This is a genomic window from Spongiactinospora sp. 9N601 (genome assembly GCF_044326295.1).
Taxonomy (GTDB): domain Bacteria; phylum Actinomycetota; class Actinomycetes; order Streptosporangiales; family Streptosporangiaceae; genus Spongiactinospora; species Spongiactinospora gelatinilytica.
The window spans coordinates 191,136-205,228 of record NZ_JBIRBB010000003.1; the positions used below are offsets into that span (position 1 = coordinate 191,136).

The following is a 14,093-nucleotide window of genomic DNA, read 5'->3' on the forward strand; positions in this document are numbered from 1 at the left end:
TCGGCGGCGTGTCCCCGCCCGACCCGCGAAGGCAGGGCGAGGACATGCCGGCGACTCGCTCAGAAGGGGTCGTCGGAGTCGTCCTGGGCGGAGGGCGTCGGCGACCCGGCCATGATCGGGTGCGTGCCCAGCCCGCCGCCGATCGCGGCCACGGCGTTGGTGATGCGGATCCCCGACCCGTCGCGGCGGCCCAGCTCCTCCGGCAGTGGCACCGGCTTGCCGGTGGTGGACGCGCCCTTGGCTGGAGCGGGCCCCGCCCAGGCCAGCAGGAGCGTGTCCTCGCCCTTGAGGAAGCGCTGGGCCCGTACGCCGCCGGTGGCCCGCCCCTTGGCGGGGAACTCCGCGTAGTCGGACACCTTTCCGCCGCCGGTCTGCGTGCCGGGCAGGGCGGTGGCCGAACCGGCGATGGTGACCACCCGGGCGGGCAGCGCGGGGTCCACCGCGCCGAAGAAGATCACGGTGGCTCCCTCGTCGAGGCGCATGCCCGCCATGCCGCCCGCGGGCCTGCCCTGCGGGCGCACGGCCGATGCCGGGAACCGCAGAAGCTGCGCGTTGGAGGCGATGAACACCAGGTCGTGGTCTTCGCTCGGCAGCTCGACGGCGCCGACCACCCGGTCGTCGTCCTTCAGCCCGATCACCTCGAATTCATCCCGGTTGGCCGGATAGTCCGGAGCGACCCGTTTGACCACGCCGCCCGCCGTACCGAGAGCGAGACCGGCCCCGCCGCCGGTGAGCGACCCGATGCCGACCACCGTCTCTCCGGGGACGAGCGTGACGTATTCGCTCACCGGATGCCCGCCCGACAGTGTGGGCGGGGCGGCCACGGACGGCAGCGTGGGCAGGTCGACCACGCTCACCCGGATCATGCGGCCGTGCGAGGTGACGACCCCGATCTCGCCGCGCACGGTCGAGGCGACCGCCGACACCAGCACGTCGTGGTTGGAGCGCTCGCCCTCGGTGGCGAGCGGGGTGGCGTCGGCCGTACGGGCCAGCAGGCCGGTGGAGGACAGCAGCACCCGGCACGGGTCGTCGGCCACCTCCAGCGGCACGGCCACCGTGCCCGCGGCCCCGGACGACTCCAGCAGGACGGTACGGCGGGGCGTGCCGAACTGCTTGGACACCTCCGCCAGCTCCTTGGAGACCACCGCGCGCAGCCGGGTGTCGGAGGACAGGATCTCGCTCAGCTCGGCGATCTCCTGCTGGAGGGTCTGCCGCTCCCGGTCCAGCTCCAGCTTGTCGAATCTGGTGAGCCTGCGCAGCGGGGTGTCCAGGATGTAGGCCGCCTGGATCTCCGACAGCTCGAAGACCTCCATCAGCCGCGCGCGCGCCTGCCCGGAGTCGTCGGAGGAACGGATGACCTGGATGACCTCGTCGATGTTGAGGAGCGCGATGACCAGGCCGTCGACCAGGTGCAGCCGCTCCTCCCGCTTGCGCCTGCGGTAGGCCGAACGGCGGCGCACCACGTCGATCCGGTGGTCGACGTAGACCTGCAGCAGCTCCCTCAGCCCCAGCGTGCGGGGCTGGCCGTCGACCAGGGCGACGTTGTTGATGCCGAAGGTCTCCTCCATCGGGGTGAGCCGGTAGAGGTCTTCCAGCACGGCCTCGGGGTTGAAGCCGTTCTTGATCTCGATGACCAGGCGCAGGCCCTTGTGCCGGTCGGTGAGGTCCTTCAGGTCGGAGATGCCCTGCAGCCGCTTGGCGGTCACCAGCTCCCTGATCTTGGTGACCACCCGCTCGGGGCCGACGTTGAAGGGCAGCTCGGTGACCACGATGCCCTTGCGCCGCGGCGTGACCTGGTCGATGGCGCACTTGGCGCGCATCTTGAAGGTGCCCCGGCCGGTCTGGTAGGCGTCGCGGACGCCGTCCAGGCCGATGATCGTGCCGCCGGTGGGCAGGTCGGGGCCGGGGACGAACCGCATCAGCGCGTCGAGCCCGGCGTCGGGGTGCTTGATCAGGTGCCGGGCGGCGGAGATGACCTCGACCAGGTTGTGCGGGGCCATGTTGGTGGCCATCCCCACGGCGATGCCGGAGGCGCCGTTGACCAGCAGGTTGGGCAGCGCGGACGGCAGGACGGTGGGCTCGGTCTCCTGCCCGTCGTAGTTGGGCTTGAAGTCGACCGTGTCCTCGTCGATCGACTGCACGAGCATGGTGGCGGCGGTCGCGAGGCGGGCCTCGGTGTAGCGCATGGCGGCGGGGTCGTCGTCGGGCGAGCCGAAGTTGCCGTGCCCGTCGATCAGCGCCAGCCGCATCGAGAACGGCTGGGCCATCCGCACCAGCGCGTCGTAGATGGCGGTGTCGCCGTGTGGGTGGAGCTTGCCCATGACGTCGCCGACCACGCGGGAGGACTTGACGTGCCCCCGGTCGGGCCGCAGGCCCATCTCGTTCATCGAGTAGAGGATGCGCCGCTGCACCGGCTTGAGGCCGTCGCGGGCGTCGGGCAGTGCGCGCTGGTAGATGACCGAGTAGGCGTATTCGAGGTAGCTGGTGCGCATCTCGGAGGAGACATCGATATCGATGATCCGCTCCTCGAAGTCCTCCGGCGGGGGCGTCGTCGTTCGTCGGGCCATGTCGAACATTGTGCCGAAGGTGGCGACCGTTCCGCGACCTGGACGGAGCCTGGTGCGCGGCATGCGTGAGATGTCCGGAAGGTCGGCTATGCAGGCCGGTAAAACCTGGTAACAAGGACCTCATGGCTGACGTCCTTCCCGAAGCCGCGATGGTCCGCGAGGCGGCCGAGGAGCGGTTGCGCGCCCTCGCCGGAGACCACGCGCGCCTCCGCGATGACCAATGGACCGCGATCGAGGCCCTTGTGCTCAAGCGCCAGAGGGTCCTGGTGGTCCAGCGCACCGGCTGGGGCAAGTCGGCGGTCTACTTCGTGGCCACCGCCCTGCTGCGGGAGCTGGGCGAGGGGCCGACCGTCATCGTCTCGCCGCTGCTGGCGCTGATGCGCAACCAGATCGCCGCCGCCCAGCGGGCCGGCATCCGCGCCGTGACCATCAACTCCGCCAACAGCGACACCTGGGAAGACGTCTACGCCCGGGTCGCCGACGGCGAGGTCGACGTCCTGCTGGTCAGCCCCGAGCGGCTGAACAACCCCGAGTTCCGCGACAACGTGCTGCCCGAGCTGGCCGAGAGCGCCGGCCTGGTGGTCGTGGACGAGGCGCACTGCATCTCCGACTGGGGCCATGACTTCCGGCCCGACTACCGCAGGCTGCGCACCCTGTTCGAGGACCTGCCGCCCGGCGTGCCCGTGCTGGCCACGACCGCCACCGCCAACGCCCGCGTCACCCGCGACGTGGCCGAGCAGATGGGCGAGGAGACCCTCGTGCTGCGCGGCCCGCTGGAGCGCGAGAGCCTGCGCTTGAGCGTCGTACGGCTGGCCACCGCCGAGCAGCGGCTGGCCTGGCTCGCCCAGACCCTGCGCGAGCTGCCGGGCTCCGGCATCGTCTACACCCTCACCGTGGCCGCCGCCCACGAGATCGCCGCCTACCTGCGCGAGCAGGGCTACGAGGTGGCCGCGTACTCCGGCCAGACCGACCCGGACGAGCGCCTGGCCGCCGAAGAGGCGCTGCTGAACAACAAGATCAAGGCCCTGGTCGCGACGAGCGCCCTGGGCATGGGCTTCGACAAGCCCGACCTCGGGTTCGTCGTCCACGCGGGCGCGCCGCAGTCGCCGGTGGCCTACTACCAGCAGGTCGGCAGGGCCGGGCGCGGCGTCGAGCGGGCGGAGGTCATCCTGCTGCCCGGCCCGGAGGACCAGGCCATCTGGGCATATTTCGCCTCTCTCGCCTTTCCCCCCGAGCCGGTCGTACGGGCCACGCTGGCGGCCCTCGACGGCGGCGTGCTGTCCACCCCGGCGCTGGAGACCCGGGTCGATCTGAGCCGGAGCCGCCTGGAGATGATGCTCAAGGTCCTCGACGTGGACGGCGCGGTGCGCCGGGTCAAGGGCGGCTGGGAGGCCACCGGCGAGCCCTGGGGCTACGACGCCGAGCGCTACACGCGCATCACGGCCGAGCGCCGGGCCGAGCAGGAGGCCATGCTGGGCTACCTGACCACCACCGAGTGCCGTGAGGAATACCTGCGCCGTCACCTCGACGACCCGGCCGCGCGGCCCTGCGGGCGCTGCGACAACTGCACGGGCGAGCACCGGCCGGCGGAGGTCGCGCCCGCCGCCGTCGCGGGGGCCAGGGAGCGCCTGGCCCGCCCCGGCGTGGAGGTCGAGGCCCGCAGGCAGTGGCCGACCGGCATCGCCGACCTCAGCGGGCGGATCAAGCCGGAGTTCGGCGCCGAGCCCGGCCGGGCGCTGGGCAGGCTGACCGACATCGGCTGGGGCAACCGGCTGCGCGCCCTGCTGGCCGACGACGCCCCTGACGGGCCGGTGCCCGACGACGTGTTCGGCGCTGTGATCAAGGTGCTGTCGGCGTGGGAGTGGCGCGAGCGGCCGGTGGCCGTGGTCAACGTCCCCTCCGCCCGCCGTCCGGCGCTCGTGCGCGGCCTGGCCGAACGGCTGGCGTCGGTCGGCCGGCTGTCCTACCTGGGCGAGCTGGGCTACCGCTCGGGCCCGCCCGGACGGCAGTTCAACAGCGCCCAGCGGGTGCAGGCGATCAGGGCGACCCTGACGACCCCGCCGGAGCTGGCCGCCGCGCTGACGGCGGCCGGAGGGCCGGTGCTGCTGGTGGACGACCGGGTGGACACGGGGTGGACCATGACCATGTCGGCGGCGCTGCTGCGGCACGCGGGCGCGCCCGCCGTACTCCCGCTGGCGCTCGCCGTCACCACCTGATCCCCAGGGCGCGCGCCCGGCGCTTTCAGAGGCGGGGCCGCGCGCCCAGGTGGGAGATCGCCTTGGCGGCCAGCCGGCAGCCCGCCGACAGCGCCTCGGAGGGCGGCTTGCCCGCCAGCCACGGCGGCAGGAACCCGGCCGCGAAGGCGTCGCCCGCGCCGGTGCCGTCCACCACACGGTCCACCGGCTCGGCGGGCACCCGCACCGGCTCTGCGCGGTTGTTGGTGTACCACAGCGCGCCGTCGACGGAGAGCTTGATGACCACCTGCGGGAACCACGCGGTCAGCACCTTGGCGGCGGCGGCCGGGTCGTCGCGCCCGGTGAGCACCTTGGCCTGGTCGGCGTTGGCGAACAGCAGCTTGGCCCCGTGGGTCCATTCCAGGAACGGCTCGGCGCCGGTGCGCTCCAGCGGCGCGGCCGAGGAGGAGTCCACCGAGATGCTCATGCCCGCCCGCCGGGCCAGGTCGAGGGCGGTCATGCCCGCGTCCCGCGAACCCTCGTTGACCAGCGTGTAACCGGACAGGTGGAGGTGGCCGCCGGCGCTGAACAGGTCGCGCGGCAGGTCTTCCGGCGACAGCGCGGCGTTGGCCCCGGGGTCGGAGAGCATGGTGCGCTCGCCCTTGTGCGTGACCAGCACCACGCAGGTGCCGGTCGGCCGCTCGGGGTCCATCACGAGCCGGGCGTCGACCCCGTAGCCCATCAGCTCCATGTCGCGGTTGCGCCCTGTGATGTCGGCGCCCCTGCGGCCGATGAAGGCCACATCGGCCCCCTCGACCGCGAGCCAGGACGAGACATTGGCACCGGACCCGCCGCCGTGCATGGTCACGATCGCGGGGGTGTCGCTGGCCCTGGCGAGTGGGAAGCGTGCACGCGCGACCGCATCGGTCATGAGATCGCCCACCACGACAACCCGGGTCATGACGTCACCGCCTTGCTGCACTGCCTTCACGTGGCCTCACGTCTGACGCCGAGAAACCTAACAGTTTCTCGCGGGCCTTTGGGCCAGAGAGCCGACAGTGGGCGCCAGTCGATGCACAAGCGTTGTTGAAGAAGGGGCCCTGGTCTTGTCATCTGAGATCGCGGTTTACGCTCGGGACTGTTGGTGTGAGTGTGGAGGCGTCCGATGGCTGCATATTATCCCGCGCATTGGGAGGCCGACGTCGTTCTCGCCGACGGCGGCACCGCGCATGTCCGGCCCATTCGCCCCGCCGACGCGGAACGACTCCTGTCGTTCTACTCCCGACTATCCGAAGAATCCATATATTTCCGGTTTTTCGGGCCGCGCCCGCGACTGAGCGAGCGCGAGGTGACCCGGTTCACGAACGTCGACTACGTCGATCGGGTCGCGCTCATCGCCACCATCGGCGAGGAGATGGTCGCGGTCATCCGCTACGACAAGGTCCAGGAGGGCGAGGCGGAGGTCGCCTTCCTGGTCGAGGACGCCCACCAGGGCCGCGGCGTTGCCTCGGTACTGCTGGAGCACCTGGCGGCCACCGCCCGCGAGCACGGCATCGGCAGGTTCGTCGCCGACGTGCTGCCCGCCAACCAGAAGATGATGGCCGTACTGCGCCAGGCGGGGTACACCGCCCAGAGCCGTTTCGCCGACGGTGTGGTCAGGATGACGCTCGACCTGACCCCTACCGAGACCTCCCAGGAGGTCACCGCCGCCCGCGAGCATCGCGCCGAGTCGCGGTCCATCGAGCGGCTGCTCACCCCCGGCTCCGTGGCCGTGGTGGGCGCGTCGCGGGGCCCCGGCGGGGTGGGCCAGACCGTGCTGCGCAACCTGCTCGCCGCCGACTTCGCCGGGCCCGTCTACCCGGTCCACCGTGAGGCCAGGGCGCTGGCCGGGGTACGCGCCTATCCCAGCGTCACCGCCATCGACGGCGAGGTGGACCTCGCGGTGCTCGCCGTACCCGCCGAGGGCGTGCGCGATCTTGTCGTGGAATGCGCGGAAAAGGGCGTGCGCGGCCTGGTGGTCGTCTCCTCAGGGTTCGGCGAGACCGGCCCCGAGGGCCGGGCCAGACAGGACGAACTCGTGCGCATCGCCCGCTCCCACGGCCTGCGCGTGGTCGGCCCGAACTGCCTGGGCATCGCCAACACCGACCCCGGCGTACGGCTGAACGCCACCCTGGCCGCCACCATCCCGGCCCGCGGCCGGGTCGGCTTCTTCAGCCAGTCCGGCGCGCTCGGCACCACCCTGCTGCACCGCGTCGCCCAGCGGAACATGGGCATCTCGTCGTTCGTGTCCGCGGGCAACCGGGCCGACGTCTCCGGCAACGACCTCCTGCAGTTCTGGGAGGAGGACCCGGCGACCGAGGTGATCCTGCTCTACCTGGAGTCGATCGGCAATCCCCGCAAGTTCGCCAGGCTGACCAGGCGCGTCTCGCGGCGCAAGCCGGTGGTGGTGGTCAAGAGCGGCGGCACCACCCAGGGCGTGCCCATCGGCCACGCCGCCCCCGCGCTGAAACTGCCCGACAGCGCGCTCAGCTCGCTGTTCGAGCAGGCCGGCGTGATCCGGGTGGACGACCTGATCCAGCAGTTCGACGTGGCGCAACTGCTCGCCTACCAGCCGCTGCCCGCGGGGTCCCGGGTGGGCGTGGTGAGCAATTCCGACGCGCTGGCCCTGCTGGCGCTGGACGCCTGCGTCACCGCCGGGCTCGACCCACGGCCACCCGTCAACCTCGGGGCCGAGGCCGGAGCCGAGGCGTTCGGCGCCGCGCTCTCCGGCGAACTGGCCGACGGCGACACCGACGCCGTGGTCGTCATCTACATGCCGCCCATCCCCGGCGACGCGGCGGCCGTCGCCGCCGAGCTGCTGCGCAACGCCGCGGAAGCCCCCGGCAAGCCCGTGCTCGCCACCTTCGAGGGCCGCGTCGGCATGCTCCCCGAGCTGAGCCACGACCCACGGGGGCGCGACCCCGGGCGCGGCTCCATCCCGTCCTACGCGGCGCCCGAGGAGGCCGTACGCGCCCTCGCCCACGTCGTACGGCACGCCCAGTGGCGTGAGCGTCCCCTGGAGCAGCCCCCGATCGGCGGGGGAGAGGGCACCGCCGAGGCCCGCGACCTCGTACGCGACGCGCTGGCCGGCCGTGCCGGTCCCGTGGAGATCGACGCCGCCCGGCTGCTCGCCCCCTACGGCGTCACCGTGTGGCCCGCCCCGGTGGCCGCCACCGCCGACGAGGCCGTGGAGATCGCCGATGGGCTCGGCTGGCCGGTCGTGGTCAAGGCGGCCGACCGGGAGGCCGCCGCGCGGGCCGGGGCGGTCCGCCTGGGCCTGACCGGGCCCGAGGCGCTGCGCCAGGCGTACGCCGGGCTGTCGGCCCAGCTCGGCCCCGGCGTCCCGATCGCCGTGCAGCGGATGGCCCCGCAGCCGGGTGTGCCCGCGCTGATCAGCGCGGTCGAGCATCCGTCGGTCGGGCCCGTCGTGTCGTTCGGGCTCGGCGAGGTCACCGCGCGGCTGCTCGGCGACCGCGGATACCGCCTGGCCCCGCTGTCCACCGGCGACGCCGCCGAGCTGATCAGGTCGATCCGGGCCGCTCCGCTGCTGTTCGGCGAGTACGGCTACCCGCCGGTAGCGGTCGGCGCGCTGCGCGAGCTGCTGGTCCTCACCGGGCGGATGGCCGACGAACTCCCCGAACTCGACCGCCTGGACCTCGACCCCGTCCTGGTGGGGGAGAGCGGGGTGACGGTGCTCGGGGCGCGAGCCGTACTGCGCGTCCCGCAAGGCCCGCGCCCCGACGACGGGCCGCGCCGCCTGCGCTGAGCCGGGCGGGTGGCGTACCCCGGGCGGGCGGGTGAAACCGGCCCCCCGGACAGGGCAGGATGGACCCATGAGGGAAACCCGAGTCTCGGCCGCGGGCCTGCGCGAGGCGATCGATCGCAGCGGCTACTACCCCGACCTCGTGTCCGACGCGGTCGACTCCGCGCTGGGCAAGGAGGCGGTCGACGCCTACGTGGTACACCATGAGGCGACCTTCGACCCGGCCATGGAAGTCCGCAGGCACGTCACCGTGCTGGTGCTCACACCGACGCGGCTTCTGGTGTGCCACACCGACGAGCATCCGCCCGCCGAGGGCGTCACCGTGGCCCACGCCTCGACCACCACCGAGGCGGTGCGCCTCAGCCGTATCAAGTCGGTCGCGGTGACCAGGGTCGTCCCCGACCCGGCCGCCTACGCGCCCGGCGTGCCCCCCACCGAGGCCACGCTCAACATCGGCTGGGGCGGCATCTCACATGTCGACCTGGAGCCCGCCACCTGCGGCGACGAGAACTGCGAGGCCGACCACGGCTACACCGGCGCGATCACCGCCGACGACCTGTCCCTGCGGGTCAGCGACGCCGCCGACGGCGCCGAGGCGGTCGCCCACGTCCTGGCCTTCGCCAAGGCCCTCTCCGCCGCCACGGCCCACAGCACCCCCTGAAAGCCCCTGAAACCCCCCGCCACGCCCCCGCCACCTCCTCAGCCCCGCCCCGACCGGCGGCGCGCGGCCGTGACCGCCCATCCGGCGGCTGCCGGTTCGCGTCCCTGGAAGGGCGGCTTCGCACCACGGTCCGCTGTCCGCCTGAATCCGCGGCCCGGCGGCGCATAGCGATGGTCGCCGGGGCGGCCCCGTCCGGCGGTGCCCAGCGCCATGATCCTTCCTGGCCGCTCCCAAGGCCGCCGCGCGCCCGCGGCACTTCCGGCGCCCCGGCTCGGTGACGCCCCACGCCGTGATCCCTTCCCGGCCGGGTCCCTTGCTGGAGCCGTGCCACGGTCGGCGGTGCGTGGCCGTGTGCGGGGGCTCTGTGTCGTAGCGTTTCGCTGCGATGCATGGAACCCCGACCATCCCGAGGAGTGCCGTCCGATGCTGATCACACCTGCCGTTCTGGCCGCGCTGCCCGGCGCGTCCGTGCTCGATGTGCGCTGGCGGCTGGCCGGTCCGCCCGGCCTTTCCTCCTACCGCGAGGGGCACATCCCCGCGGCCGTGTTCTGCGACCTGGACACCGACCTCGCCGCACCGCCCACGCCGCCCGGACCCGGTGGCAGGCACCCCCTGCCCGAGCCCGCGGACTTCCAGGCCGCCATGCGCCGCCTCGGCGTCTCCGGCTCGCGGCCCGTCATCGTGTACGACGACGCCGACTCCACCGCCGCCGCGCGCGCCTGGTGGACCCTGCGCTACTTCGGCCACCCCGACGTCCGGGTGCTCGACGGCGGGTTCCGCGCCTGGACCGCCGCCGGCCTGCCGGTGGAGACCACCACGCCCGACGTGCCCCCCGGCGACTTCACCGTGAGCCCCGGCGGCATGCCCCTGCTCTCCGCCGAGCAGGCGGGCGCGTTCCCGGCCAGCGGGGTGCTGCTCGACGCCCGCGCCCCCGAGCGCTACCGCGGCGAGACCGAACCGATCGACCCGGTCGCCGGGCACATCCCCGGCGCGGTCAACGCCCCCACCGCGGCCAACGTGGACGAGACGGGCCGCTTCCTGCCCCCCGACCGGCTCAAGGCCCGCTTCGAGGGCCTGGGCGTCACCCCCGGCACCCCGGCCGGCGCCTACTGCGGCTCGGGCGTGACCGCCGCCCACGAGGTACTGGCGCTGCACCTCGCAGGGATATCCGCGGCCCTCTACGTCGGCTCGTGGTCGGACTGGATCACCTCGCCCGAGCGCCCGGTCGCGACGGGCTGAGCTACCCCAGGGGCCGGTGCCCCGCGCCGAAGCAGGCGAAGCCCCGGACACCGGTCGCCGAGGCCGCCGCGGCCAGCGCCCCCGCCGGGGTGCCGCCGGTGGCCAGCAGGTCGTGGAAGGCGGTCATCAGGGCCAGGGCCTCCTCGTCCCGTACCGGCACCACGCAGGCGACCACGCACGCCGTGCCCCGGGACAGCAACGCCCCCGCCAGCCCCAGCGGCCCGCCATCGGCCGGCGTGTGCGCCATGCCGGCCTCGCACGCCGACAACACCACCAGCCGGGGCGGCCTGCGCAGCCCCAGAAGGTCGTACGCCCTCAACGGGCCGTCGTCGAGCACCAGCCCGGACATCAGCGGACTGTGGGCGTGGAAGGCGCCGTGGGTGGCGAGGTGCGCCAGCGCGGCCCCGTCGAGCGCGGCCAGTACGGCGGCGGCCCGGGCCGGCACCCGCCGCGCGCCGGGGTGGCGAGCGGTCACCATCGCCGCCTCGGCGCGGGCATGGGTGAGCCCCGGACCGGCGACGGCGACCACACCGCCCGCCTCCTGCCGGGCCGCCGCCGTACGGTCGCCCGCCAGCCACCCGGCGGCGCTCGCGGCCACGCACACCGGCCGTCCGGCCAGCGCCGGGAGGGCGGGCCAGGGGAGGGGGTACAGCGGCCCGGTGGGCACGATGACCAGCGGGCCGTCACCGAGATGTCCCGCCAGCGGGCCGATCAGCTCCGCCTGCACGGCCGCCGCCTCCCGCTCCACCGGACCGGCGGCCTCTCCCGCCCCGTCCCGGCAGGCGGCGCGCCGCAGGCCGTACCGCAGCCGCAGGCCCGCCTCGGCGGCGCGCCTCGCCGGGCCGAACGCGTGCATGGTGATCTCGGTGCGGCTCACCACGACGGCGGTGAGCCGGTCGCCGTGCGTCAGGTACTCCACCAGCCTGGCCCCGCCCAGCGCGTCCTGCAACGCGCCGGGCTCGGGGCAGGAGGGGACGCCGGTACGGACGACCGCGCGCCAGCGTTCGGCCCAGGCCAGCGCCGTACCGGCGCGCCCGGTGCCGATCGCGACCGACAGGCCGAAGGCGGCCAGCCGTTCGCCCGCCCTGACCGCGTGGGCGCGGGTCATCGGATCGGTGAGCGCCGCCACTGACGCGCCCACCTCGGTGAGACCGCCCGCCACCGCGCGCAGCGCGCCCTCCTGGTCGCCGCGCGACGCCCGCGCCATGGCCTCTGCGTGCCGCCGCACCACCGGGTCGGTCGTGCCCGGGCCGCCGCGAAGGAGCGTGAGCAGCGCGTCGGCGAGGTCGCGGCGGCCCGCCTCCAGCGCGATCTCGGACGCCGTCAGCCGCAGCGCGTCCGCGGCGGTGGGGAAGGGACGGGCGAGCCGGTCCGCGCAGTCGATCAACGCGGGGAGCAGCGCCGGGTCCGGGCCGCGGGCCGCCAGCCGCGCCCGCAGGGCGACGCTCGCGGCCAGCGGGATCCAGCCGTCGCGGCCCTGGTCCTGTAATTCGGCGCGGGCCCGCGCCGCCGTACGGGCCGCCCGGTGCGGGTCGCCGGTCTGCAACTCCAGTTCGGCGAGCAGCAGCCTGGCCTCGGCCAGGACACCGAGGGCGCGCGCCGACTCCAGCTCCGGCACGGCCAGGCCGAGCAGCGCCCTGGCCTCCCCGGGCAGGTACGCCGCCACCAGCGCCCCGGCGAGGTCGCAGCGCATCGTGGCCAGCCGTTCGGGGTAGGCGGCGAGCGCCTCTTCCGCTTCGCGGTAGTGCGCGAACGCCCCGCCGATGTCGCCCCGCCTGGCCGCCACGAACGGCAGGTTGGCCTTGGCCAGCGCGGTGACGTGACCGAGGCCGACGGTCGCGGCCAGCTCGGCGCAGCGCTCCAGGTCGTCCTGCGCGGCGCGCGGGTCGCCGAGGTAGGCCGCGGTGATCCCGCGGTTGAGCAGCGCCCCGGCCAGGAACCGCAGGTCGTCCTGCCCGATGGCGGCCGGGCCCGCGGGGGTCAGTACGCGTACGGCGTGGTCGCAGCACCGCACCGCCTCGCCGAACCGGCCCAGGCGGCTCAGCGCCACCGCGCGCTGCGCGTCCAGCTTGGCGCGCTCGGCCCGGCACAGGTACGGCTCGGCGGCGTCGGCCACCTCCAGCGCCTGCGCGGGGCGGCCCAGCTCGGTGAGGACCGTGACCAGCGACAACCGGGCCTGAGCGGTCGGCTGCGGGGCCGCCGCCGCGCCCTCCCTCACGGCCCGCCGCAACTCCTCCTCCGCCAGCGGAAGGTCCCCCAGCTCCCGCGCGGCCAGCGCGAGCGCCCGCCTCGCCACCACCCGGGCGGCGAGATCCCCCTCACTCACGCTCGCCGCGAGCACCTCACCGGCCCGCCACCGGCTCGCCACGGGATCCACCGCACTCTCCACCACGGCCCGCCGCGCCGCCGCCAGCACCCCGCCCCCTTCCTCCGCGGCCCAACGGGGCGCCGCTCCACCCGGCCCGGCGGGGGTTCGCACAGCGGCGCCGCCGGGCTCGGCGGACCGGCCGGGTGGCGCGGTACCGGGGCAGGCGGGCCGACCGGGTGGTGGGCCGTCCGGGTCGGTGTGCCGGCTGCGGGGTGTTCCGGTGTCGCCGGTGATGGGCTTGGGCATGGTGGGTTCCTCAGCGGCCTAGGCGGGTCCAGGTCGTCGCGACCGGGGGGTGGGGCCCCCGGTGGCAGACGACGCTGTACCAGCCGGGGGGCAGGCCGCAGGCGGCGAACTGGCCGGTGTCGGGGAGGGGGCGCGGGTGGGTGTCGTGCAGGGCACGGATCTCCACGTGGCCGCCGGGACCCGGGTGCGGGATCACCCGGCCCGCGACGTCGATGGCGCCCGCGCTCGCCACGACCTCCATGTCCACGATCAGCCCGTCCGCGGCGAACCGCAGCCGCCGGCAGTCGCCGGGCCCGGCGCGCGTACCGATGGCCGGGGGAGCGGGGATCGGCCGGGCGGTGACCGCACCGGGCACCCGCAGCCGGTAGGCGTCCCTGGCCGACCCGGTGACGTGGCCGGGCACGGGATCGCGCGAGGCGGCCAGGTGCAGCGCTGCGATCAGCAGGTCGTCGCCGGTCATCGGGCCGCCTCCCTGGTGTCCACGATCGTGCGCAGCCGGCGCAGGCAGCGCGCCCGCGTGGGCCCCACGCTGCCCGGGGGCATGCCCAGCCGCACGGCCAGCCGCTGCGTCCCGGCGTCCGGGGCCGTGGCCATCAGCCGCAGCAGCGAGCGGCAGGGCTCGTTCATGGACTCCACCGCCCGCCACAGCCGCCCCGCCTCATCGGCGTCGAGCACGGCCGAGGCGATGTCCGGTACGGCGGTGCGGGCCGCGTGCGCGGGCTCCTCCGCGGGGGAGGGCGCGGGGTGCTCGCGGCGCCGCCTGCCGGCCAGCCGGATCGCCTCCCTGCGGGTGGTGGTGACCAGCCACAGGCCGACGGCGTGCGGCTCGCGGATGCCGCCCATGCTCTCCAGCAGCCGCAGCCAGGCGGCCTGTACGGCGTCCTCCGCGTCGGCCGCCCCGAGCCCGCAGGCCCTCGCGGTGGACCACATGGCCGCCCCGAACCTGCTCACCAGCGCGTCCCATGCCTCCTGGTCGCCATGGGCGGCGGCGACCAGCAGTTCGCCGGGCCGCACGTCGTGTGTGCGCTCCTCCATG

At 74.6% G+C, this 14,093-nt stretch carries 9 protein-coding genes; 4 read left to right on the plus strand and 5 right to left on the minus strand.

Annotated elements, in window-relative coordinates; all coding sequences use genetic code 11:
• Window positions 1-59: 59 nt before the first annotated feature.
• Window positions 60-2,576: a DNA topoisomerase (ATP-hydrolyzing) subunit A gene (locus tag ACH34R_RS07855; RefSeq protein WP_397560617.1), complete on the minus strand. Its 2,517-nt coding sequence runs from the start codon at window positions 2,574-2,576 to the stop codon at window positions 60-62.
• Window positions 2,577-2,689: 113 nt separating this feature from the next.
• Here ACH34R_RS07855 and ACH34R_RS07860 point away from each other — a divergent pair, with 113 nt between their 5' ends.
• Window positions 2,690-4,783 carry a RecQ family ATP-dependent DNA helicase gene (locus ACH34R_RS07860; protein WP_397560618.1) on the plus strand — a complete coding sequence of 698 codons (2,094 nt, stop codon included), beginning with the start codon at window positions 2,690-2,692 and terminating at the stop codon, window positions 4,781-4,783.
• 25 nt (window positions 4,784-4,808) lie between these two features.
• Here ACH34R_RS07860 and ACH34R_RS07865 read toward each other — a convergent pair whose 3' ends face one another.
• On the minus strand, window positions 4,809-5,702 hold the full coding sequence (locus tag ACH34R_RS07865; protein WP_397560619.1) for a carbohydrate kinase family protein: 894 nt from the start codon (window positions 5,700-5,702) through the stop codon (window positions 4,809-4,811).
• Between the two features lie 204 nt (window positions 5,703-5,906).
• Between ACH34R_RS07865 and ACH34R_RS07870 the strand changes: the two genes are divergently transcribed.
• The 3 genes from ACH34R_RS07870 (at window position 5,907) to ACH34R_RS07880 (ending at window position 10,443) form a co-directional block, all read left to right on the plus strand.
• Entirely contained in the window at window positions 5,907-8,546 is a 2,640-nt protein-coding gene (locus ACH34R_RS07870; protein ID WP_397560620.1) for a GNAT family N-acetyltransferase, read from the plus strand.
• 67 nt (window positions 8,547-8,613) lie between these two features.
• Window positions 8,614-9,204, plus strand: coding sequence for a DUF5998 family protein (locus ACH34R_RS07875; protein WP_111170572.1), 591 nt, complete (start codon window positions 8,614-8,616; stop codon window positions 9,202-9,204).
• 423 nt (window positions 9,205-9,627) lie between these two features.
• Entirely contained in the window at window positions 9,628-10,443 is an 816-nt protein-coding gene (locus tag ACH34R_RS07880; protein ID WP_397560621.1) for a sulfurtransferase, read from the plus strand.
• A gap of 1 nt (window position 10,444) precedes the next feature.
• On the opposite strand, the gene ACH34R_RS07885 is transcribed toward ACH34R_RS07880, so the two are convergent.
• The 3 genes from ACH34R_RS07885 to ACH34R_RS07895 are packed head-to-tail and all read right to left on the minus strand — an operon-like array spanning window position 10,445 to window position 14,092.
• Window positions 10,445-13,057 (minus strand): CHAT domain-containing protein, encoded by a 2,613-nt coding sequence (locus ACH34R_RS07885; RefSeq protein ID WP_397560622.1) that lies wholly within the window; start codon window positions 13,055-13,057, stop codon window positions 10,445-10,447.
• 10 nt (window positions 13,058-13,067) lie between these two features.
• Complete coding sequence (locus ACH34R_RS07890; RefSeq protein WP_397560623.1) at window positions 13,068-13,517, minus strand: hypothetical protein; 450 nt, start codon at window positions 13,515-13,517, stop codon at window positions 13,068-13,070.
• On the minus strand, window positions 13,514-14,092 hold the full coding sequence (locus ACH34R_RS07895; protein ID WP_397560624.1) for an RNA polymerase sigma factor: 579 nt from the start codon (window positions 14,090-14,092) through the stop codon (window positions 13,514-13,516). Before ACH34R_RS07895 ends, ACH34R_RS07890 begins: the two co-directional genes overlap by 4 nt.
• Window position 14,093 lies beyond the last annotated feature (1 nt).

Coding starts and splice junctions, on each gene's coding strand:
- ACH34R_RS07855 (WP_397560617.1), bottom strand. CDS start 2,576: ATGTTCGACATGGCCCGACGAACGACGACGCCCCCGCCGGAGGACTTC.
- ACH34R_RS07860 (WP_397560618.1), top strand. CDS start 2,690: ATGGCTGACGTCCTTCCCGAAGCCGCGATGGTCCGCGAGGCGGCCGAG.
- ACH34R_RS07865 (WP_397560619.1), bottom strand. CDS start 5,702: ATGACCCGGGTTGTCGTGGTGGGCGATCTCATGACCGATGCGGTCGCG.
- ACH34R_RS07870 (WP_397560620.1), top strand. CDS start 5,907: ATGGCTGCATATTATCCCGCGCATTGGGAGGCCGACGTCGTTCTCGCC.
- ACH34R_RS07875 (WP_111170572.1), top strand. CDS start 8,614: ATGAGGGAAACCCGAGTCTCGGCCGCGGGCCTGCGCGAGGCGATCGAT.
- ACH34R_RS07880 (WP_397560621.1), top strand. CDS start 9,628: ATGCTGATCACACCTGCCGTTCTGGCCGCGCTGCCCGGCGCGTCCGTG.
- ACH34R_RS07885 (WP_397560622.1), bottom strand. CDS start 13,057: ATGCCCAAGCCCATCACCGGCGACACCGGAACACCCCGCAGCCGGCAC.
- ACH34R_RS07890 (WP_397560623.1), bottom strand. CDS start 13,517: ATGACCGGCGACGACCTGCTGATCGCAGCGCTGCACCTGGCCGCCTCG.
- ACH34R_RS07895 (WP_397560624.1), bottom strand. CDS start 14,092: ATGGAGGAGCGCACACACGACGTGCGGCCCGGCGAACTGCTGGTCGCC.